This is a genomic window from Algoriphagus sp., from assembly GCF_030694375.1.
Classification (GTDB): domain Bacteria; phylum Bacteroidota; class Bacteroidia; order Cytophagales; family Cyclobacteriaceae; genus Algoriphagus.
Map to the genome: position 1 here is coordinate 204,260 of NZ_JAUXYL010000041.1, position 22,802 is coordinate 227,061.

Sequence of the window (22,802 nt, forward strand, 5' to 3'; positions counted from 1 at the left end):
CAAATTTGCTCAACCCCGTATTTCGTATTTCGATCTTCGTATTTCAATTGTGAAACACTTCCCTAGGATCAGTAATGCGTCCTGTGATCGCCACTGCTGCGACGGTCAACGGAGAGGCAAGCATGGTGCGGGCACCCGGACCCTGACGCCCTTCGAAGTTTCTGTTTGATGTAGAAACCGCATATTTTCCAGAAGGAATCTTGTCGTCGTTCATTGCCAAACAAGCCGAGCAACCCGGCTGACGAAGTTCAAATCCTGCTTCTTCCAAGATTTTTACCAAACCTTCTTCATGGGCCATTTTTTCCACTTCACGGGATCCTGGCACGATCCAGGCTGTGATGTTAGCTGCTTTTTGGTGTCCTTTGACAAACTGAGCAACGGATCGGATATCTTCAATTCGCCCATTGGTGCAGGAACCTACAAACACATAATCCACGAGCTTTCCTTTAACTGCTTCACCCGGTGCAAAGCCCATATATTCAAGGGATTTCAGGTAAGAAGTTTTGTTCGAACCTTCCATTCCTTCAGTTGTAGGGATGTTTTCGGTTACTTTGATTCCCATTCCCGGGTTTGTACCGTAGGTAATCATCGGTTCGATATCTGATGCTTCGAATACCAATTCCTTGTCAAATACGGCTCCATCGTCAGTTTTCAAAGTCTTCCAATAGGCAACAGCTTTATCCCAATCGGCACCTTTTGGCGCATATTGCTTTCCTTCCAAGTAATTGAAAGTAGTCTCATCAGGGGCGATAAGGCCACCACGAGCGCCCATTTCAATAGACATGTTGCAAATGGTCATTCTGGCTTCCATCGATAGACTTTTGATAGCCGAACCTGCATATTCTACAAAATAGCCTGTCGCACCAGCAGCGGATATTTTAGAAATAATATAGAGAATGATGTCTTTGGAAGTCACTCCAGGGCCAAGGGTTCCATTCACGGAAATTCTCATTTTCTTGGCTTTGGTCTGCATAATGCATTGCGTTGCCAAAACCATTTCCACCTCAGAAGTCCCGATACCAAAAGCAATGGCTCCAAAAGCTCCGTGGGTGGATGTATGTGAATCCCCACAGACAATCGTCATTCCCGGCTGCGTGATTCCCAATTCCGGTCCGATCACGTGTACAATGCCATGATGGGCAGAGCCCAAGTCATGCAGTTCGATCCCGTATTTCGCACAGTTTTCACGAAGCCGCTCCACTTGCATGCGCGAAAGTTTGTCTTTGATCGTCTGATCCTGATCGACTGTAGGGACGTTGTGATCCGGAGTTGCTACAGTTCGGCTTGGATTTTTTACGCCGATTCCACGCTTTTCCAGGTTTAGGAAGGCTACAGGGGAAGTCACCTCATGAATAAAATGCTTATCGATGAAGAACACGTCAGGACCTGCAGGCACGGATTTGACCACGTGCGAATCCCATATTTTATCAAATAATGTTGTCTTTTCCATAATTATGCAGTCGCATATTCTTTGACCGGTATTTTATTAAGTGCGTCGACGAAAGCCTGGGCAGATGCCAGGACGATGTCGGCATTAGAGGCAAAACCATAGTATGGTTTTTCTCCTTTGATTAATCTCATGTGAACTTTGGCCACATCGTCACTTCCGTGAGTGATAGCTTGGATAAGAAATTCCTCAAGTTCAACCTGAGGCTTCGCGATTTTTTCGATAGCTTTCAAAACAGCATCTACCGGACCTACTCCTGAGGAAGAGGACTGGTGGGTCTCCGTTCCGATTTTCAGCGTAACCTGGGCACTGACCTGTCCATTGGATGAGTAGCTCACTTTTTCCAATTCGATAAAGTTGGATTCCTCCATGAATTTGCCGACCAAGCTCAAAAGGTCTTTTCGACCGATGTCTCTTTTGCTATCCGCCAAAATCAGGAAGGCCTCGTAAACCTCTCTCAATTCTTCGCCTTCGAGCTCGACGCCCAAGGCATCCAAGTGATGCTTTAGCGCTGCACGTCCTGACCTGGCTGTCAAAACGATCGTAGACTCGTCCACACCGACTTCTTTCGGGTCGATGATTTCATAGTTTTCTCTGTGCTTCAATACGCCGTCCTGGTGAATGCCGGAAGAGTGTGCAAATGCATTTCTTCCCACAATCGCCTTGTTGGGCTGAACCGGCATATTCATCAGCTTAGAAACCAAGCGGCTGGTCTGATAGATTTTCGGTGTTACAATATTGGTGTACACAGGAATCGATTTATGGCATTTGATCGCCATGACCACTTCCTCAAGCGAGGTGTTTCCTGCCCGTTCGCCGATACCGTTGATAGTGACCTCCACTTGCCGGGCACCATGCTGAACCCCGGCAACAGTATTGGCCGTGGCCATTCCCAAGTCATTGTGGCAGTGCGTTGCAATGATCGCACGGTCAATGTTTGGTACATTGTTTTTCAAATTGGCAATGATCGCCCCATACTGCTCGGGAAGGCAATATCCCGTCGTATCAGGAATATTGACCACCGTTGCTCCGGCTTTGATCACTTCTTCAATGATTCGGCAAAGGAAATCCGGCTCAGATCGTCCGGCATCTTCTGCATAGAATTCCACATCGTCCACAAATCGTCTGGCATACTTTACCGCAGCAACTCCCCTGGCAATGATATCCTCGGGAGTAGATCGAAGTTTGAATTGGATGTGATAAGGTGAAACACCGATTCCAGTGTGAATTCGGCCCCTTTTTGCGAATTTGAGTGACTGAGCAGCTACGTCAATATCTTTTTCTACCGCTCTGGAGAGCGCACAAATGATCGGGTTGGAAACAGCCTTGGAAATTTCTAATACGGAATTGAAATCACCCGGGCTGGATATTGGAAATCCTGCTTCGATAATATCTACTCCTAAAGCCTCCAAAGCTTTAGCTACCACAATCTTCTCCTGGGTATTCAGCTGACACCCGGGCACTTGTTCCCCATCTCTCAGGGTCGTATCAAAAATCCACAGCTTGTCACTCATAATCTTAGGGGTTTGGGGTTTAATTATTTTCTGGTCTCAACTGACGGACGACCGCACCGGCCTGCCACATTTCAGATTCACGCAATTCTTTCAATTCTGCCTCAAGTTTTTCTCTATAATCAGCTTTGGAGTTAGAATCGATAGACTTCTGTGCTTCCTGACCAGATTTTACAGATTCATAAAGTTTTTCAAAAACCGGCTTAGTCGCATCACGGAAGGGCTTCCACCAATCCAATGCACCTCTTTGAGCTGTCGTAGAGCAGTTGGCATACATCCAGTCCATACCGTTCTCTGCTACCAAAGGCATCAGGGACTGAGTCAATTCTTCCACAGTCTCGTTGAATGCTTCAGAAGGAGTGTGACCATTTGCTCTCAATACCTCATACTGAGCCGCGAAGATTCCCTGAATGGCGCCCATCAAAGTTCCTCTTTCTCCGGTCAAATCAGAAGTTACTTCTCTATAGAAATCAGTTTCGAACAAGTATCCGGATCCAACGCCAATACCCAGTGCAATTACTCGGTCTTTGGCTTTGCCAGTACCATCTTGGAAAATCGCATAGGAAGAATTCAATCCTCTGCCTTCTACGAACATTCTTCTCAGGGACGTACCTGATCCTTTTGGTGCAACCAAAATTACATCAACATCTGCCGGAGGAATGATTCCTGTTTTTTCCTTGTAAGTCACTCCAAAACCATGAGAGAAATAAAGTGCTTTACCTGGAGTCAGGTGTTTTTTCACTGTAGGCCAAAGGGCAATCTGACCTGCATCTGAAAGCAAGAATTGAAGGATAGTACCTCTTTCGCAAGCTTCCTCCAAGTCAAAAAGTGTGACACCGGGAACCCATCCGTCAGAAACTGCCTTGTCCCAAGTCTTAGAACCTTTTCGCTGACCTACAATCACGTTGAATCCATTGTCTTTCAGGTTTAATGCCTGTCCTGGACCTTGTACTCCGTAACCCAAAACCGCAATGACTTCGTTTTTGAGGACTTCTCTGGCTTTTTCCAGAGGAAATTCGTCCCTGGTTACTACGTTTTCTTCAACTGTGCCGAATTTTAACTTCATTTTTTCTAAGGTTTGATTTAATAGATTGATTATGCTAGGGTTGAGATATTATTTGATGAAAGATTCGATGGTGAGCATGCGCTTTGCGACTGCTACACGACCGGATCGGGCAAACTCCAAAAGCCCATAGCCCTTCAGAATTTCCAGTAATTCCTGGGTTTGCTCTTTATGACCTGTGAGTTCAAGGACAACGAAATCAGGCTCAGCGGCGATAATTTTCGCATTGTGTTGGCGAATTATCTTTTCCAATCCTCCGTCAAGTTTTGAAACCGGGATTTTATATAGCGCAATTTCCTGATAGACCACGCCTTCATCTTCATGATAAAAGGCTTTGATCACATCAATGATTTTCTCGATCTGATTGACCAATTGAATCACCGTGTCCTCGTTGACCGTCACTTCGATAGTGACTCGGTGAATGCCCGGAATCCTGCTTTCTGAGGCAGTCAAGGCATCGATATTTATCCCCCGTCTTGTAAAAATGATGGTGATCCGGTTGAGAATTCCGATGAAATTCTCTGTGATGACGAAAATAGTGTAGCGCTTCATTAGGTTAGAATTAGCTTAATCTGACTTCTTCCACCGAACAACCGGTGGCAATCATTGGAAATACATTGTCTTCTTTCTCCACCACTACCTCTAAGAAAAATGGTCCATCGTGGATCAACATATCCTCAATAGCTTCCTTCAAATCGGTTCTTTCGGTTACTTTCTGAGCCCTGATATTATATGCTTCGGCAATTTTGACGAAATCAGGATTGTCCAATTCCGTGAATGAATAGCGCCTGTCGAAAAACATCTGCTGCCACTGACGGACCATGCCGAGGAAGTTGTTGTTTAACAAGACAATCTTGACCGGTGCTTTAGTCTGCATGATGGTCCCCAATTCCTGAATGGTCATCTGAATTCCACCATCTCCGACAACACAGATTACTTGTCTGGAATAGTCATGCAATTGAGCTCCCAAGGCCGCAGGAAGCGCGAAACCCATCGTGCCAAGTCCGCCTGAAGTCACTTGGGTTCTGGATTTTTTATAATTGAAATAGCGCCAAGCAATCATCTGATGCTGTCCCACATCAGTTACCAAAACCGCATCATCTGCTTTATATTGATTGATCTGATGGATGACTTCACCCATTGTAAGTCCAACTTTGGTCGGAGTGATGTCATACTGCATCACCGCAGCTCTTTCTTCCTGCTCCAAGTCCCGGAATTTTCCCATCCAAGAATCGTGTTTCTTTTGATGAATGGCTTCCGTAAGCATAGCAAGGCTCTCTTTGCAATCACCTATTACAGCTACTTCTGCCTTCACATTTTTGTTAACTTCTGCCTTATCCAGCTCCAGATGAATTACTTTGGCTTGCTTGGCATACCGTTTTAAGTCTCCCGTTACCCGATCATCAAACCGCATTCCGACGGCAATCAATACGTCACATTGGTTAGTCAGCAGATTTGGAGCATAGTTGCCGTGCATTCCAAGTTTACCAACATAATTTGGGTGATCTTGGGAAATGGCGCCGGAGCCCAAGAGTGTACAAGCAGCAGGAATTCCTGATTTATCCAGGAAAAACTTAAGTTCTGTTTCAGCTTTTCCCAAAACTACTCCCTGACCAAATAGCAGATAAGGTCGTTCTGCATTATTTATAAGCTCAGCAGCCTGTTGGATCAATGAAACATCCACAGGAATATGTGTTTTATAAGATCTGAATCCCATGCATGGGACATAGTTCCACTCTCCAAAATCTACCTGGGCATTTTTGGTAATATCAATCAAAACCGGTCCCGGTCTGCCGGAGCGGGCAATGTAAAATCCCTTTGCAATAGCCGGTGCGATATCTTCCACCCTTCTTACCTGGATATTCCATTTGGTCCCGGGCATAGAAATACCGACCACGTCTGTCTCTTGGAACGCGTCAGTCCCAAGTAAATGAGCCGCTACCTGACCGGTGATACATACCAAAGGAGTACTGTCGATCTGCGCGTCAGCCAATCCGGTGATCAGATTGGTAGCTCCAGGTCCAGAAGTGGCAATGCAGACACCGACTTTGCCGGATACACGGGCATAACCCTGTGCTGCATGGATTGCTCCCTGTTCATGACGGGTCAATACGTGCCTGACCTGATCATGGTAATCATACAAGGCATCATAGACGGGCATGATTGCTCCGCCGGGATAGCCAAAAATGATATCGGCGTTTTCTGCAATAATTGACCTCACTACAATGTCTGCTCCTCTGATCATCGAATCCTTCATAGAATTAGAATTTATCGGTAACGCAACCTTCAGATGCGGTTGACACAAGTTTATTGTACTTTTTGAGTGTCCCCTGAAGTCCTTCGATGGATTTTGGAGACCATGTTTTTTTACGTTCGGCAAATTCCTGCTCACTCACCCGTACGCTAAGAAGCTGATTATCTGTGTCAATGGTGATCAGATCATCGTCGTGCAATAATCCGATAGGGCCACCACACCAAGCTTCGGGAGTCACATGACCTACCACAAATCCATGCGTTCCACCAGAGAATCGTCCATCTGTGATCAATGCCACATCTGACCCAAGACCTGCCCCGATAATCATAGATGTCGGTTTAAGCATCTCCGGCATTCCCGGTGCACCCTTAGGGCCGACATTTCGAATGACCACTACATCCCCTGCCTTGACCTGATGATCACGAATAGCGTTGTTGGCTTCCAATTCCGAATCAAATACTCTTGCCGGACCTGTGAACAAACGCCCTTCTTTTCCGGTAATTTTAGCCACTGCGCCTTCCGGAGCCAGATTACCGGAGAGGATACACAGGTGCCCGGTTTCTTTAATTGGTGATTCGATCGGATGAATCACATTGACAGAAGAGGGAACAATCGCTTGAACATGCTCAAGATTTTCAGCCAATGTCCTTCCTGTCACGGTCATGCAATCTCCATGGAGGTAACCTTTATCGAGGAAGTATTTCATGAAAGCCGGTAACCCACCTTGCTCATGGAGATCTTCCATCAGGAACTTGCCCGATGGCTTGAAGTCTCCGATCATCGGGGTCTTGGCATTCAAAGCTTTAAAGTCTTGAAGTGAAAAATCAACTCCGGCTGTTCGGGCAATAGCCAGAATATGCAGCACCGCATTGGTGCTTCCGCCCAAGGCAATAGCTACACGAACAGCATTTTCAATACTTTTTCGGGTGATGATATCGCTTGGCTTGATGTCTTTTTCCAAAAGTATCCGCATGTACTTGTTGACCTCGCGGCATTCCCGGAGCTTTTCGGGAGAATTGGCCGGAAAGGACGCAGAGTAGGGTAATGACATGCCCATAGCCTCTATGGCTGAGGACATGGTGTTGGCAGTGTACATCCCTCCACAGGCACCGGCCCCCGGACAGGCATTTCGGATCACTCCGTCATAATCTTCCGCGGAGATGGAGCCCTGTATTTTTTTCCCAAAAGCTTCAAAAGCGGAAACGATATTTAATTTTTCGCCTTTGTATAGCCCCGAAGCAATGGTGCCCCCATAGACCATGATTGCCGGACGATTGATGCGGATCATACCCATGATAGCTCCGGGCATGTTTTTATCGCAGCCCGCCACAGCGATGCAGGAATCAAAGGAATGCCCAAGGATAAATGACTCGATGGAGTCGGCGATAATCTCTCTGGAGACCAGGGAATAACGCATTCCCAAAGTTCCCATAGAAGTTCCGTCCGAAATCCCGATGGTATTAAAAACCAAACCGGTCAGATCATATTCCTGTGAGGAGTTTTTGATCAGACCGGCAAAGTCATTCAAGTGCATATTGCAGGGATTACTCTCATAGCCACAACTGGCTATCCCTACAAATGGCTGTTTCATTTTTTTATCGCTCAAGCCGGTGGCATAAAGCATCGCTTTTCCCGCCGGATGCTCGTCATTGTCGCTGATTTCCCAACTGTATTTCTTTAGGTTGTTCTGGGTCATAGGTCTGAAAAACAAAAAAGTGTCCCATTTGAGTGAGACACTTTAGATTTATATGCTGTTTTATAAATAGTCTAGTGCCTCACTTCGAAAATCCGATGAGAATAATAAAGCTTAGCAAGAAGACCGAGAGGTGCATAGGTTGGTTTGAGGTTTTATGCTTCGATGACGAATCACATGACAATATTAAAACCCATTCACGAGACTTACAATATTTAATTCTCTACAATTCAATTTTCACAGACTTAAATACTATAGTTAAATATTTATTAACAAATATTGTTTTGTTTTTTGAGTATATTCAAAATCAATTTTTAAGAATAGTAGGAAAAAGGAGGGTGTTTCGAAATTTTGTATCGAATTCAAGTAATTTCAAAATAATTGAAAATTTATTCTCTTTTAATTAAGAAAAAAAATGATATGCTGTCAAAAAGCTAATAAATGATGGAAACATTAGAGATTTTTCAAACCACGATTGAAAAACTCATTCACCGAAATTCAATTAATTTTGTCAAAACACCTTCATCCAATGATCACCTTCCCAAACGCAAAAATAAATCTAGGACTACACATCACTGCAAAACGAAAGGACGGCTACCATGACATCGAATCTTGTATGGTTCCAATACCCCTATTCGATGCACTAGAGATGATCCTTGATAAAAAAGCCACCTGGAATTCCTCCGGTTTGGATATACCCGGTGATCCAAAAGATAATTTGATCTTGAAAGCGGAAAAACTCCTGAGAAAAGACTTTCAGGGACTGCCCAATTTAAATATCCATCTGCATAAAAACATTCCGATGGGTGCCGGCCTCGGTGGAGGGTCTGCGGACGGAGCTTTTGCCCTGAAATTGATGAATAACCTCTTTGATCTCCACTTGGATGATTTTTTCTTGGAAGAATATGCGACGGAACTTGGTAGCGACTGTCCCTTTTTCATAGCCAATACACCCAAAATCGCCCGTGGGAGAGGTGAAATCTTGGAACCTATCGATCTTTCTCTTCAAGGAACCTACCTCGTCTTGGTCAATCCGGGAATTCATATCGGAACCAAAGAAGCCTATGCAGGAGTCACACCTGCCCCGCCAAAGGTAAAGTTGGAGGAAGTCTTGGCAGATCGAAGCCGGTGGAAAGCGGAACTGGTAAATGACTTCGAACCGAGTATTTTCAAAAACCATCCCGAAATAGCTGAGATCAAAGAGAAAATGTATGATGCCGGAGCGTTCTATTCAGCAATGTCGGGTTCGGGATCGAGTGTGTTTGGATTGTTTGACACGAAACCTTCAGATGTAGGATTTACAGTGTACAATTTTAAATTTGAATCTTGCTTGTAATCATCTCAAAATAAATTGTTTATAAAAAATAAATGTTTTTATATTTGTAATTCATAAATATAAATCACAATGGCAACCTTCACCAGTACACTTCCCGACGACCTGCTTCAGCGACTCGCTGATTATGCCAAGAAGCTTTCTCTTCCAAAAAACAAGTTGATGGAGAATGCGCTGAATCTCTATCTGGATCACCTCAAGAGGGCCGAATATGCCAAATCTTACAGACAAGCAGCGAAGGATGAGGACATACTTCTGGTAGCAGAAGAAGGAATGGGTGACTACTTGAAGCAGATCGAAGATGAGGCAGGGTGAAATATGGATGTCCGATCTGAATCCTGTGATTGGTTCTGAACAAGCAGGAAGAAGACCTGTGGTCATTCTTAGCGGCAACTTGATGAATAAATTTCTCCAAGTAGTGATTACAGCCCCGCTGACATCCAAAATCAAAAACTATCAGGGAAATCCGATTTTAAAACCTTCTACTTTGAATGGACTAAAATTGGAGTCTGAACTGATGGTTTTTCATATCCGCTCCATCTCCAAGGATCGGCTTATTGAAAAAATTGGAGAGGTCTCAAAAGAGGAATTAAAAACAGCACTCGCCACACTTAATGATATTACTACACTTTAGCATTTTTTAGCAAAGTGTTCTTACCGGAATTCTCCTTTTATTCCAATAGTTCAATTATGCTAAAAGTAAAAACGGGTAATCAAAAAAATTGACTACCCTTCCTCGCTGATTTTAGAAGTTCGGTGAAAAGGCAATTCCAACACTATTTCTCCAAAACCCTGGACCTGTGAGATAGTCTAAATCATAAGTTAAGTAAAACAAAATACCAGAAAGTTTTAAAGGTGCCATGACCTTACCATTTGCACCGAAACTAGGCCCATTGTAATCTCCACTACTATTTAAAGGTTGGTGAATGGCTATTCCTGGACCAAGGTAAAGAAAACTGTCACCCATAGGCAGGATCTTAAACAAAAAGTTTGTCTGCCCTTTCAAGCTTATTCCTTCATAGGTGTTAATCCTTCGATCAGGAGTAGTTTTATTCAGATAAATGAAGCTTAAATCCAAATCCCATCTTCCAAGTTGAGCGTGTCGTACAGCCCCTCCACCAAGAAAAGCACCCAATTGATTCGACTGCGAACTTCCTTGTATTTGACTTACAATCCCACCATGAATTTTTAAATCATAGTTTTTTGATTGACAGATCCCCTTCAGGGAAATCATACAAAAACATAAAATAAGAAATAAACTAGATCGCATTATCAAATTTGAATTTGTGGAACTAAATAAAATTCAAATTTCCCAAATCTTTCAACTCCATAATTCACTCCTAAATAGGATCTTTGTCCGAATCCTCTATTTTTTTTCATAAAAATTTCGTTTAAAAGTTTAATTGCAAATATGTAAATAAAAGTCAGTATTTAAAATATTAATTTTAAAAGACTTTTAAAATCAATTAAATTCAATAAATATTATTTTATTTATATTTATAATTAATTTTTTTATATAATGATTCTCAACATCAGTGATCGTTTAGTGTTATAAAAAGCAGGGTGAAATTTGGAGGTAAGATCCAAACCATGTTGGAGTCCTGTGAAATGAGGAAGAAGGCTTGGGGTAAGATTTCAAAAAAGGAACTGCAGACCGCACTAGCGACACTTCAAGATATCACGACGCTTTAATCCACTTTTCAACTTACGGTTAAGGGGGCTTTTTTCCTTCGCTTATTCCAATAGTTTAACACGGGGTAGATCAAAACCGAAATCAGGATAATCAGCGTCCCTAGATAAAACTGGGGTGTCATTTTTTCGCTTTCTCCCAAAATCAAAACTGCCAGTACTATTCCATAGACAGGCTCGAGATTCATTGTTAGGTTTATTGAAAAAACCGGAAGCCTTTTCATTAATTCAACCGTAACTGAAAAAGGATAAACAGTACAAATCACGCCCAAAATTAATAACCAAAGCCAATCCCAACCGGTCCAAGCCCATTGAATGGCTTTTTGATCAGTCATCAGTTCGGAAAAAAACGGCAGCATCACTAAGGCAAAAAGACAGGCGGCAAGCATCTCATAAAACGTGATTTGGTAGGGAGTATGGCGCCGGGACAATCGCCCATTTAGCACGGAAAACAACGCAGCCAAAAATGCCGAAATCAAGGCTACGGAAAGACCCAACCAATAGCCTGATTCAAACTGGAAAATCACCAACAATCCGGAAATCACTATAACTCCTAAGACAACTTCATACCACTTTACTTTAGTACGATTAACTATAGGCTCGATAAAAGCTGTCCAAAGTGAGGTAGTGGCCATTCCTGCAAGGCAGACTGAGGCCGTAGCTAATCTCGCAGACCAGAAAAAGGTGATCCAGTGAAGCGAAATCAAAATCCCAACTCCCATTATTTTTATTATTTGAGAGAGGGGTACTACAAGAGACTCCTTTTTGAAGTAAATCAGTCCTGCCACTCCAATAGAGGCAATGAGCGTTCGATAAAACACCAACTCCAGCGAAGGGAGGCTTATCAAAAGCCCCAAAATGGCCGTAAAGCCCCAGATCAACACAATGAAATGGAGAATTAAATAATCTTTGACAGTCCGTCGGATCAACATCTACCTGGGTACGGTTTTATAAAGCACCAAACCGGTAAGCGCAAAGACGATGTTGGGTAACCAAACTGAAAATATCGGGTATTGGGAACCTGCCTCTGCAAAAGTTCTGGAAAGAATGAACAACAGGATATACACAAAAGCCAATAAAAATCCCATCGCAATCTGGAATCCTGATCCTCCACGGGTCTTCCTCGCAGACATAATCACCCCTATAAAAGTCAAAATCAATGCCGCAAAAGGAGACATAAACCGCACATAACGCTCGATTCGATAGAAGCTCACATTATCTGCTCCACGATCTTCCAAAATCTTGATTTGACGGGTAAGCTCGGGAAGCTTGAGGGTCTCATGATGATTTTCAGGCAAATCAAAGTCCGCCGGAGTGATGGATAAAACTGTATCCAAACTTTCTCCCACAGTATAATCTTCCCCTCTTTCCTGAAGTTTGCGAAGCCGCCAATTGATCAATGTCCAGACATGTTTTGTGGTATCCCATTGGATCCGATCTGCAGAAAGTTTAGACAACAACTGCCCATCCCGGATTTCTTCCAAAGTAAAGCTATATCCTGTATTGCTAGTTTTGAAAAATCGCGTCAGAAAGGCATACGAGTCAGGACCTACCTTAATGTGAATATTGGGATCAGTCGAAGCATTGCCTTTGTCCAAATAGGCGATCCTAAATTTAGTAACACCGCCGGTTGCCACAGGCAAAACCCAACCATTCAGCAAGAAACTGATCGCTCCGATCATTGCCGCTGCAAACAAAAATGGTCTAAGCAATCGGACAAAGCTCACCCCCGAACTCAAAATGGCGATGATTTCAGTCCGTCCGGCCATCTTGGAAGTGATGAAAATAACCGCAATAAATACCGTGATCGGAGTCAGGAGGTTATTTAGGTACAAGCCATAATTGCCCATGTATCGGAGAATCTCTCCCGCAGGCACAGCATTTCTGATATAGGTATCATTCTTCTCTGTGAAGTCCAAAACCAATACAATCAGGATCAGCATGACCACCACAAAAAAGTAGGTCTTCAAAAATTCCTTGATGATCAGTTTGTCGAGAATCTTCATTTTAAAGTCTTGTGCTCACTTTTTTCACCATCTGATCTTTCCAAACGGCAAAATCACCGGCTTGGATATGTTCTCTCGCCTGCCCGACTAGCCAAAGGTAAAAAGCAAGATTATGAATGCTGGCAATCTGTGCTGCAAGGATTTCTTTGGAAACAGTCAAGTGACGAAGGTAAGCTTTTGAGTAAAAAGTACTCGCATAATTTCCAATCGCCGGATCAATCGGGCTGAAATCGTCTTTCCATTTTTCATTGCGGATATTGATAATTCCCTCTGAGGTGAATAGCATTCCGTTTCTGGCATTTCTGGTCGGCATCACGCAGTCAAACATATCCACACCAAGGGCGATGCATTCCAGGATATTCGCGGGCGTCCCCACTCCCATCAAGTAGCGAGGCTTGTCAGCAGGTAAAATATCCGTGACCAGTTCGGTCATTTCATACATCATTTCAGCAGGCTCTCCTACAGACAGCCCACCAATTGCATTCCCCTCTCTTCCCTGTGCAGCAATGAATTCCGCACTTTGCTTGCGTAAATCCTTGTAAACCGAGCCCTGAACGATCGGAAAAAAGGTCTGGCTATAGCCGTATTTCCCTTCAGTGGAGTCAAATCGATCAATGCAACGCCTCAGCCAACGATGGGTCATTTCCATGGAATTGCTGGCATAGCCATATTCGCATGGGTAGGGTGTGCATTCGTCAAAAGCCATAATAATATCTGCTCCGATGGTTCGCTGGATGTCCATCACATTTTCCGGAGTAAACTCATGCTTAGATCCGTCGATGTGGGATTTGAAAGTCACGCCTGCTTCTTTGATTTTCCGGGTACCGGAAAGCGAAAACACCTGATATCCACCGCTATCTGTCAGAATGGGGCGATCCCAGCCGTTGAATTTATGAAGCCCACCAGCTTTTTCAAGAATGTCAAGCCCTGGCCTCAGATATAAATGGTAGGTATTGCCAAGAATAATCTGAGCCTTGATGTCTTCTTTTAGTTCACGCTGATGCACGGCCTTTACTGTGGCGGCGGTTCCGACAGGCATAAAAATCGGGGTTTGAATTTCCCCATGATCAGTAAAAAGTGTCCCTGTTCGCGCTTTTGTCTGTAAATCTTTTTTCCCTAAGGTAAACTTCATATCTAAATTTCTGAGGCCGCAGCACTCATATACAAACTGTTCCGAATTGCTGGCAAAAATATCCACTTATTCTTAAACGAATGCTGAAATTGATTTTATATTTGCCCAGCAAAATTGACCTATGGGCCTATTTTTACTCTGGTTTTTCTTTGGCATCGGCGTTATCATCCAGTTGGTTTACCTTCTAGTGATTTTCGGACGGACTGCCTGGTTCAAATCAATTACGAAGTCTTCGAAAAACCAAATCCCTGAGGAGGGAGTGACCGTCCTTGTCGCAGCTCACAATGAATTTCAAAACCTTAAGGTTTTGATTCCCAAACTTTTCGAACAGGATTATCCCAAATTTGACGTGATGGTCGTCAACGACCGAAGCACAGATCGCACGAAGCGATTGCTTGAGGAAATGATGGCCCTCTACCCAAAACTCCGGTCAGTCACGATCAAATACACCCCAAATCACGTCACTCCCAAAAAATTTGCACTGACCCTTGGTATCAAAGTGGCCAAAAATGACGTCATCCTTTTGACAGATGCTGATTGTATGCCTACAAATGACCAATGGATCAGAAAAATGACTGCCCCAATCAGAGAAGATGGTAAAACTTTCTCCATTGGATTCTCGGGCTATGAAGTCAAATCATCGCTTTTGAATAAATGGATACAGTTTGAGACAATGCTGACTGCGCTCTTCTACTTTTCTTTTGGACTCTGGAAGGCACCATTTATGGGGGTGGGAAGAAATCTTTGCTACCGCAAAAGTTTTTTCATGGAAGTAAAGGCTTTCAAGGGACTCTGGCACTTGGAGGGTGGAGATGACGACCTTTTTGTCAATCAATACGCCACAGGGAAAAATTCAGCTATCGTAATTGATCCCGGCGCTACGACTACTTCAATCCCAAAAGAAACCTGGAAAAAATACCTCGTTCAGAAAAAGCGTCACTTAAATGCAGGAAAATATTACCGGGGAGAGGACAAACGAAAAATTGGACTATTCTCACTTTCCCATGCATTATTTTGGATTGGGGCTATCGGTTTGATGATTTATTTCGGAGTTGAAACAGAATTGGAACAATTTTTAATCGTTTTAGGTATTGTTTTAGTAAGATCATTTTTGGTGTTGAGTATTTTCAATTCGGCTTCAAAAAAGATCCAAGGATCCGCTACACCAATGAATGTCCTGATCAATGATTTTCTTTATCTGGGCTATTTTTGGGTATTGGGTTCAGTTTCTTACCAAGCAAAAGATATCCCATGGAAATAAACGAACGAGGTTTTTCGATTAAAGCACTGGAGGATTTTGATCTGATCGACAGAGCTGTACAGGATAAAGACCAGCAAGCCTACGCTACTTTAATGAAGCGGTACAAAAAGGCCGTTTATTTCATGATCCTGAAAATGATCCGTGACGCGGATGATGCTGAAGATCTGACCATGGAGGCTTTTGCCAAAGCATTCAAAAACCTGGAGCGATTCAAAAAGGACTATACATTCAGTACTTGGCTTTTTCGAATTGCCACCAACAATACCATTGATTTTATCCGAAAGAAAAAGCTCAAAACCATGAGCTTGAACAATACGCTTTCTGATGACAGTGGCAACTCAGTCACTATAGACATCGAGGACGACGACAACAATCCTCAGGATCAATACATCCGCTCTCAGCGCATCGATATGGTGCGAATTTTTGTAGATAAGCTTCCTGCCAAATACCGCAAACTGGTGCAGTTGCGCTACTTTGACGAACTTTCGTATGAAGAGATCGCACAGGAATTAGAAAAACCTCTGGGAACTGTCAAAGCACAACTTCACAGATCTCGGGAGTTGCTTTTTGAGATCGCCTCCGGCAAAGAAAAACACATTTGATGAACTCAGGCACTCAGCTGATCCTTACTTATTTCCCAAATCTCAGCGAAACACAAGTCGCTCAATTTGACCGTCTCCAAGAACTTTACGAAGACTGGAACTCCAAGATCAACGTGATCAGCCGCAAGGATATGGATCAGTTTTACGTCCATCACGTCCTCCATTCCTTGGGTATAGCTAAGGTGATGGCCTTCCAACCCGGCACCAAAGTGCTGGATATCGGCACAGGAGGAGGGTTTCCCGGTATTCCACTGGCCATTCTTTTTCCGGACACCCATTTCCACCTGGTGGATTCCATTGGAAAAAAAATCGGCGTGGTAAAGGATGTAGCCAAGCAATTGAAACTTTCAAACGTCGAACCCCAACAAGCGCGGGCAGAGGAACTGGTTCGCAAATATGACTTTGTAATCAGCCGGGCCGTGACCCAAATGGTCAATTTTTATCCCTGGGTGAAAAACAAGATAAAAAAAGAGGACATCAATGAATTCCAAAACGGCATCCTCTATCTTAAAGGCGGAGATGTCGATGAGGAAATGGAAGCCTTGGACAAGTCCTATGTAGTCTATCACCTGGAGGACTACTTCAAAGAAGATTTTTTCCAGACCAAAAAGGTCGTGTACATGCCTTGGGAAGATAAAAGATGATAAAAACAGGAGTCTCCGCAAGGATGCACGTAGGCTGAAAATTGGCCCGGCAAGTTGCGAATCCTCGACTCCAGTCAATAGTCCATAGCTTAGCAAATCTGTCCTCCGATCCAAATTTCAATAGCTACAGGCAAGTTCACGGATACACATAAAAAAAAAATGAATTTCAGTAGCATGAAAAATATCCCGTAAATGAATGGGGCAATATTTCGGTCATTCGATATTTACTGAGTTTTTATTAGTTTGGATTTTTTGCGCCGATTGGCATTTTTAAAGCGGAAATAGTTACCGGTATTTCTTCCACCACTAAGGGGCAAAAATGATTTTTCCAGAATTTAATTAGCGTAACGAGGTAATTACCACCTTCAAATTTGGAATTAATTCCACTGCTCAACCATTTCGTATTCCTAAAATACATTTTTTAACAAATTAGGCATTCTATTTTAATAGAATAATTACTATACTAGCAGTATCAAAATACTCATCAATATTCTAATTAGTTGATTGCCGATTTTTTATTAAAAGGCACCATTTGATTGAAAGAATTTTTGATTTGTTTAAAAACAGCACTGAGCGATGAAGGAAGAAGTGAGAGACATCTTCATCTAGAGATTGGGGCCCTAGGGTTATATAGGGTAAAGGTCAACTTAAGGTTGCAATAGTAAAGTACACTCTTTTTAAAATTAACTGGATTCAAAAACTGTCCATAAAATCCTGAGTCTGTCATCTTAAGCAAAGAATTCTACCTGCAAATATGAGCTGGCAGTGACTATGGAGCGGAATATAGTTTTAGTCATAGATTTTATAGGTAAAAATTTAACGCTGAAAAAAATGAAATTACTCTTTTCATCCCTTCTTTTGGTTGCCATCACTTTTGCTTCTCAGGCCCAATCCAAACTTACTATTCGGGGAACGGTGAAAGACACCACAAATCTCCCGCTCGACTACACCTCTGTACTTCTTCTTAGCCCAAAAGACTCCGCTTTGGTGGCCTATACCTTGACTAATAAATCCGGAGAATACCTATTCAAAAACGTAGATCGGCAGCCACTCCTCATCAAAGCCACCTATATGGGCTACCTACCCATCCAAAAGGAATTGGTACTGCCTGAGACAGATGTCTTGGAAGTAGAAGAGATTCGCTTAATGCCCATCCTACAGGAACTGTACGAGGTGGTGGTGAAAGCCGCAAAAGCACCGTTGATGATGCGTGGAGATACGCTTGAATATGATGCCAGCAAATTCAAAGTGCCACCCGGAGCGACCTTGGAAGAACTGCTCCGCAAGCTGCCGGGGATACAAATCGACAAGGATGGAAATATTGTAGCTCAAGGTCAACAAGTGCAGAAGGTGACAGTGGATGGAAGGCGTTTTTTTGGCGGAAATACAAAAATGGCTACACAAAATCTGAATGCAGAGTCCATAAGCAAGCTTCAGCTATACGACGACAAATCAGAACAGTCCAAACTTACAGGAGTGGATGATGGAGTGAAGGAAAAAACATTAAACGTTGAGCTGAAGGAGGAAGCAAAAAAAGGAGGTTTTGGTAAGGTATCTGCGGCGGGAGGCACCGACGGGAGATATTCTACAAATGCCTCTTACAATAAGTTTGACAAAGTAAACCAATTTTCAATCATCGGCTATGGCAATAATGTCAACCAAACAGGTTTGAGCTTTGATGACCTGCAGGAGTTTAGGGGTAGCAGTGCATTCCAATTTGGCGATACGGGAGATTTCGGTTTTAATGGCAGTGGGGGAATAAATTACATTACTTTTTCAGGAGGGGACCGCGAAGAATCATTTGAGATCCCCTTCAACAACCTCAGCTCAGGCTTCTCCAATAATGAAGCTATAGGAGTTAATTTCAACCGCCTGAAGAACAAAAAGGATTTCAGCGGCAACTATTTCTATAGCCACAGTGACCAAATCATAGAGAGCTTCAATAGCAGAACCAACTTCCTTCAGGACAATTCCTCCTTCAGTTCCACCGACCAAAGTTTACAAAACAATGTGGCAGGTCACCATCGGGCAAATCTTCGTTTTCAAAACGAACTAGACAGCGCCAACACCATCACCATCAATGCAAAGGGAAGGCTAAGTTCACTCAATACCTCATTGGGAAGCCTTCAGGAGCTGATACGCAGTAGCACTGAGCAAAGCCAAATGGAACGTGACAACCGATCGAATAAATGGTCTGGCGCTTTTCAGGGTACTGCAATCTATAGGCATAAATTCGAAAAAAGCGGAAGAAACTTTGCCGCTAGCCTTAGCAATACTTATAGCAAGGCAGACCAAGATGGCATCCAAAAATCCGTCGTAGACCTTGTTAACTCCACAGACCCTAATACCTACTTTAGAAATTTGGACCAATTGAACCAAGCATTGAATACTAATAACACGATCAAGTCAAGCTTGCTTTATGTCGAACCTATCAAAAAAATCTTTTTTTGGGAAACGTTCTACAATTTCAGCCAATCAAAGAGCGAGACAGACCGAAAAGTATTCGATGTGGAGGCAAGTGATACCCGCGAGCTTAATCCTGATCTTAGTCGGTTTTTTGACAATACAATTACTTACAACAGATTGGGTTCCAGTATCCGATATGCCAACAAAGGCTCTAACCTAAGTGTGGGATTAGCCGCCTCAAACTACCGATTGAACGGGCAATTTTCAGTAGAAAAAAAGAGTGAGATTCTGGGCACCGTGGACAAAAACTACCTGAACTTCACCCCTAACGTTTCTTACTGGAAAACAATGAAGGGCAACAAGCGCATCAACGCAGGCTATGCCATGGGGGTCACTCCACCAAATATTGCCGATCTACAGCCATTCAAGGACATTGCCAACCCACTGTATATCCGGGAAGGAAATCCCGATTTACAGCCCGAAGTAACCCATTCTTTCAATACAGGTTACAACATGTATGATCCGGCTACCTTTATAAATTTCCAGTTTTCATTGAATTCCACATTCTATCAGAGCCAAGTAGTCCAAAACCAATCCATAGACCCTGAAACTTTTGTCACTTCCTTTAAGGCAGGAAATGTTTCCGGTGGACAGCGCTACTTTTCTTATATAGGTTTCGGGTTTCCTATCGTGAAAACCAAATTTAATGCATACCTAACTGCAAACCCATCCTATACTAAAAGCCTCGCCCTAATCAACTCCATCGAGACAGAAACAAATACCTTGAGCCATAACGTTGGGGTAAATTTAGACTTGACCCCAATCGAATGGCTCAGTCTATATGCCGGTACATCATTCCGTCTGAGCAAAACCAAATACGAACAGAATCCCTCCCAGAACCAGGACATTGTTAATTTGAGTGCATATACGAATATGAATGTGAAGCTTCCCAAAGATTTCTATTTTGATATGAAATTCAACTACAACCGATTTGAAAACGAAAGTTTTGGATTTAGCCAGGAAGTTCCCATTCTAAATGCATTTATCTATAAACTTATCGGGGAAGCTAAAAAATGGGAAGTCAGGCTCTCTGCCTATGATGTCTTCAAGCAAAATCAAACTATCAGCCAGTTTGCGGGTCAAAACTTCGTATCCACAGGACGTATTGAAACTTTGTCAAGATATTTCCTACTCGGAGTGACCTATAATATGCGGGGAGTAGAAGTGAAAAGCAGAAGATAATCTATACAAGCAAGTCAACCTAAACAGTAATGAAATTAAAACTTTTAAATATCCTTGTGCTGATCCTAATTACCACAGGACTTAGAGCCCAAAATATAGTAGGTGAGGTGGAATACCGCTATAAGATTTTCTATGATAAAATCTATTCGAGTTTGCCTCACCTTACCCAACAGGAACGGGACAGAATTCTACTCACTTGGAATAATCCTGAAGGCTACAGCACCCGGATGAAACTGCAGTTTTGGCCGGAAAAAAGTCTTTACACTTACGGTGAACCCTATGAAGTACGGAGCTACTCTTGGCAAGTGCAAGACTATTTCATTGAAAATAATCTAAATGATCAGACCTATCTGAAGTACATGGATCAAATGGGCAAAACCTATATAGTCCGTGACAGCCTAAATGCTCCAAAATGGCGAGTAATGAACGAAATACGGGATATTCTTGGGCACATGTGCATGAAAGCCGTGAGTGAAGACCCCATCAAAGGCCAAAAGATCACGGCTTGGTTTGCCTCGGATATTCCCGTTCCAATCGGTCCTGAGGAACAATTCGGGCTTCCAGGTTTAATTTTAGCCTATGACATCAACGACGGGATGCTTATCGTGGAAGCAGAGAAAATTACTTTCGGGGAACCGGAGCAAATCATCACCCTGCCAAAAAAAATGAAAGGGAGAGAGTTATCGGGCTCTGCATACCAGGACATAGTCAAAAAATTTATCCAGACTTCTGTCGAAACCAAGCGAGCTTGGATGTGGGAAATAAGATATTGAGAAAGAGTGTAGTAAGCTGGTAAGTAAAAGGGATGAAAATTCCCAGGATAAATTTTTTGAGACTAAAAAGATGGTTTGTACGCCTTGGTAGGATAAAAGGTAATAAAGTGTATTTTGAGAGATACAGTTTTTAGGCAATACTGCATCTTCCAGGATACAATTTTTGGGTATAACTGTATCTTCTATCATACAATTTTGAAATTTTTATTTGTGTATTTCCGCTTTCTCACAAAAACCAAACTTTATTAATGTCCACCTCCACTCCCATCATTAACCAAGGATCCGGTGGTCAAGCGAAGTCGAGGCCATTTTGATTTACCGGTATCGTTGCGGATAATCTTATTTTTTCTTCCGACGATCTGGAAATAGGCTGGGGAAGAAAGCTACCGCTATTTTTACTTGGTTTCTTATATTGAAATCACGGATTAGAACTTGTACAATTTCAAAGTAAACCTTGTACAATTTCAAAATAAAGCTTGTACATTTTCAAAGTAACCCTTGTACATTTTCAAAATAAGACGTTCTTTTGTAGCAAATGAATGTAATCAATAGACACATTTACAAGGCTATACGGGAATACCAAGGCAAATACCCGATTCTGGCTCTGACAGGTCCAAGACAGTCGGGGAAGACTACCCTATTGAAACAACTCTTCCCGGATTACCGCTACGTCAGTCTGGAAAATCCGGATTCCCGTGATTTTGCCCTCAAGGATCCCAATGGATTTTTGGCTGAATACAATGACCAAATGATCTTTGATGAAGTTCAACAGGCTCCGGCAATTTTCTCCTACCTCCAAACTTTGGTAGACAGCCGACCTGACCGGATGGGTGGATTTATTCTTTCCGGATCCCAAAATTTCCACCTGATGGAGCGAATCACTCAAAGTCTAGCAGGAAGAGTCGCGCTATTCAAGCTGTTTCCACTGGATATTCAGGAACTGGAGGACGCGAATTTGCTTGCTGAAGATCCTTTTGACCAGTTGATTCACGGATTTTATCCTGCGCTCTATGACCGTAAGATCTCTCCGGGGGTTTTCTATTCCAATTATGTACAGACCTATGTGAATCGTGATGTAACGGAACTCATGACCGTGAAAGATTTGAGACAATTTCAAAATTTCTTGAGTCTTTGTGCCGCACGGGCAGGCCAACTTCTGAACTTGAGCGCATTGGCAAATGAAACTGGAATATCCCAGCCAACTGCAAAATCCTGGCTCTCCGCACTTGAATCCAGCTACATTACATTCCAACTTTATCCTTTTCACAAAAATTTCAGCAAGCGGGTAGTCAAAACTCCAAAGCTCTATTTCTATGACACAGGTTTATTGGCCTATCTACTAAAAATTAAATCCAGAGAAACTCTCCTGACCCATCCTGTCAAAGGAGCTTTGTTTGAAAACATGATCGTTGCTGAATTTCACAAGCAGATGCACCATGGGTACCGAGATGAAAGACCTTGGTTTTGGAGAGATAATCATGGAGATGAGGTGGACCTTTTATTGGATCAAGGGTTAAGCCTGGACATCTTTGAAATCAAAGCCAGTGAAACCATTTTGACCAAAAATTTTGATGGGTTGTCAAAGTTTGAAGGCATTTCAGATCTTCCTATTTCTAAAAAGGGATTGGTCTATGCCGGAGATCTCAATCAAAAAAGATCCTATGGTCAAGTGATTTCTTGGAAAGATTTTCCTGAATTCTGATCAAAAAGTCTGAAGTCTCTGTTTGGCAAGAGAATAACAAAACT

General features: G+C 42.8%; 19 protein-coding genes. 9 read left to right on the forward strand and 10 right to left on the reverse strand.

Annotation, left to right across the window (positions count from 1 at the left end; all coding sequences use genetic code 11):
• Positions 1-43: 43 nt before the first annotated feature.
• The 6 genes from leuC to ilvD are packed head-to-tail and all read right to left on the reverse strand — an operon-like array spanning position 44 to position 7,971.
• Positions 44-1,450, reverse strand: a complete 1,407-nt coding sequence (gene leuC, locus Q8M62_RS16770) for a 3-isopropylmalate dehydratase large subunit (RefSeq protein ID WP_304899287.1) — start codon at positions 1,448-1,450, stop codon at positions 44-46.
• Between the two features lie 2 nt (positions 1,451-1,452).
• A complete protein-coding gene (locus Q8M62_RS16775; RefSeq protein ID WP_304899288.1) occupies positions 1,453-2,961 on the reverse strand; it encodes a 2-isopropylmalate synthase in 1,509 nt (502 codons plus the stop codon).
• A 19-nt stretch (positions 2,962-2,980) separates the two neighbouring features.
• Positions 2,981-4,024, reverse strand: a complete 1,044-nt coding sequence (gene ilvC, locus Q8M62_RS16780; protein ID WP_092729143.1) for a ketol-acid reductoisomerase — start codon at positions 4,022-4,024, stop codon at positions 2,981-2,983.
• 48 nt (positions 4,025-4,072) lie between these two features.
• Positions 4,073-4,573, reverse strand: a complete 501-nt coding sequence (gene ilvN / locus Q8M62_RS16785) for an acetolactate synthase small subunit (protein WP_304899289.1) — start codon at positions 4,571-4,573, stop codon at positions 4,073-4,075.
• A 10-nt stretch (positions 4,574-4,583) separates the two neighbouring features.
• Complete coding sequence (ilvB, locus tag Q8M62_RS16790) at positions 4,584-6,278, reverse strand: biosynthetic-type acetolactate synthase large subunit (protein ID WP_304899290.1); 1,695 nt, start codon at positions 6,276-6,278, stop codon at positions 4,584-4,586.
• Positions 6,279-6,282: 4 nt separating this feature from the next.
• Positions 6,283-7,971 carry a dihydroxy-acid dehydratase gene (ilvD, locus tag Q8M62_RS16795; protein ID WP_304899291.1) on the reverse strand — a complete coding sequence of 563 codons (1,689 nt, stop codon included), beginning with the start codon at positions 7,969-7,971 and terminating at the stop codon, positions 6,283-6,285.
• A 526-nt stretch (positions 7,972-8,497) separates the two neighbouring features.
• On the opposite strand from ilvD, the gene ispE reads away from it, so the two are divergent.
• From ispE to Q8M62_RS16810, 3 genes are all read left to right on the forward strand, one after another.
• The gene (gene ispE, locus Q8M62_RS16800; protein ID WP_304899292.1) at positions 8,498-9,304 is read left to right on the forward strand and encodes a 4-(cytidine 5'-diphospho)-2-C-methyl-D-erythritol kinase; all 807 of its coding nucleotides are present in this window, start codon (positions 8,498-8,500) and stop codon (positions 9,302-9,304) included.
• Positions 9,305-9,373: 69 nt separating this feature from the next.
• On the forward strand, positions 9,374-9,616 hold the full coding sequence (locus tag Q8M62_RS16805; protein ID WP_304899293.1) for a ribbon-helix-helix domain-containing protein: 243 nt from the start codon (positions 9,374-9,376) through the stop codon (positions 9,614-9,616).
• A 7-nt stretch (positions 9,617-9,623) separates the two neighbouring features.
• Positions 9,624-9,935 (forward strand): type II toxin-antitoxin system PemK/MazF family toxin, encoded by a 312-nt coding sequence (locus tag Q8M62_RS16810; protein ID WP_304899294.1) that lies wholly within the window; start codon positions 9,624-9,626, stop codon positions 9,933-9,935.
• A 111-nt stretch (positions 9,936-10,046) separates the two neighbouring features.
• Here the strand turns inward: Q8M62_RS16810 and Q8M62_RS16815 are convergent, their stop codons facing one another.
• From Q8M62_RS16815 to tgt, 4 genes are all read right to left on the reverse strand, one after another.
• Positions 10,047-10,535: a hypothetical protein gene (locus tag Q8M62_RS16815; RefSeq protein ID WP_304899295.1), complete on the reverse strand. Its 489-nt coding sequence runs from the start codon at positions 10,533-10,535 to the stop codon at positions 10,047-10,049.
• 466 nt (positions 10,536-11,001) lie between these two features.
• On the reverse strand, positions 11,002-11,922 hold the full coding sequence (locus tag Q8M62_RS16820; protein WP_304899296.1) for a DMT family transporter: 921 nt from the start codon (positions 11,920-11,922) through the stop codon (positions 11,002-11,004).
• Entirely contained in the window at positions 11,923-12,996 is a 1,074-nt protein-coding gene (locus Q8M62_RS16825; protein ID WP_304899297.1) for an LptF/LptG family permease, read from the reverse strand. It abuts the gene before it with no gap.
• Between the two features lies 1 nt (position 12,997).
• Complete coding sequence (tgt, locus tag Q8M62_RS16830; RefSeq protein ID WP_304899298.1) at positions 12,998-14,128, reverse strand: tRNA guanosine(34) transglycosylase Tgt; 1,131 nt, start codon at positions 14,126-14,128, stop codon at positions 12,998-13,000.
• Positions 14,129-14,249: 121 nt separating this feature from the next.
• Between tgt and Q8M62_RS16835 the strand changes: the two genes are divergently transcribed.
• The 6 genes from Q8M62_RS16835 to Q8M62_RS16860 all read left to right on the forward strand — a co-directional run bounded on the left by Q8M62_RS16835 (position 14,250) and on the right by Q8M62_RS16860 (position 22,758).
• A complete protein-coding gene (locus Q8M62_RS16835) occupies positions 14,250-15,389 on the forward strand; it encodes a glycosyltransferase (protein ID WP_304899299.1) in 1,140 nt (379 codons plus the stop codon).
• Positions 15,380-15,991, forward strand: coding sequence for a sigma-70 family RNA polymerase sigma factor (locus Q8M62_RS16840; protein ID WP_092729134.1), 612 nt, complete (start codon positions 15,380-15,382; stop codon positions 15,989-15,991). The genes Q8M62_RS16835 and Q8M62_RS16840 overlap by 10 nt, the downstream gene beginning before the upstream one ends.
• Complete coding sequence (rsmG, locus tag Q8M62_RS16845) at positions 15,991-16,635, forward strand: 16S rRNA (guanine(527)-N(7))-methyltransferase RsmG (protein WP_304899300.1); 645 nt, start codon at positions 15,991-15,993, stop codon at positions 16,633-16,635. The genes Q8M62_RS16840 and rsmG overlap by 1 nt, the downstream gene beginning before the upstream one ends.
• 831 nt (positions 16,636-17,466) lie before the next feature.
• Positions 17,467-20,283 carry a TonB-dependent receptor family protein gene (locus Q8M62_RS16850; protein WP_304899301.1) on the forward strand — a complete coding sequence of 939 codons (2,817 nt, stop codon included), beginning with the start codon at positions 17,467-17,469 and terminating at the stop codon, positions 20,281-20,283.
• A 29-nt stretch (positions 20,284-20,312) separates the two neighbouring features.
• The gene (locus Q8M62_RS16855; RefSeq protein WP_304899302.1) at positions 20,313-21,056 is read left to right on the forward strand and encodes a GLPGLI family protein; all 744 of its coding nucleotides are present in this window, start codon (positions 20,313-20,315) and stop codon (positions 21,054-21,056) included.
• Between the two features lie 535 nt (positions 21,057-21,591).
• Positions 21,592-22,758, forward strand: coding sequence for an ATP-binding protein (locus Q8M62_RS16860; protein ID WP_304899303.1), 1,167 nt, complete (start codon positions 21,592-21,594; stop codon positions 22,756-22,758).
• Positions 22,759-22,802 lie beyond the last annotated feature (44 nt).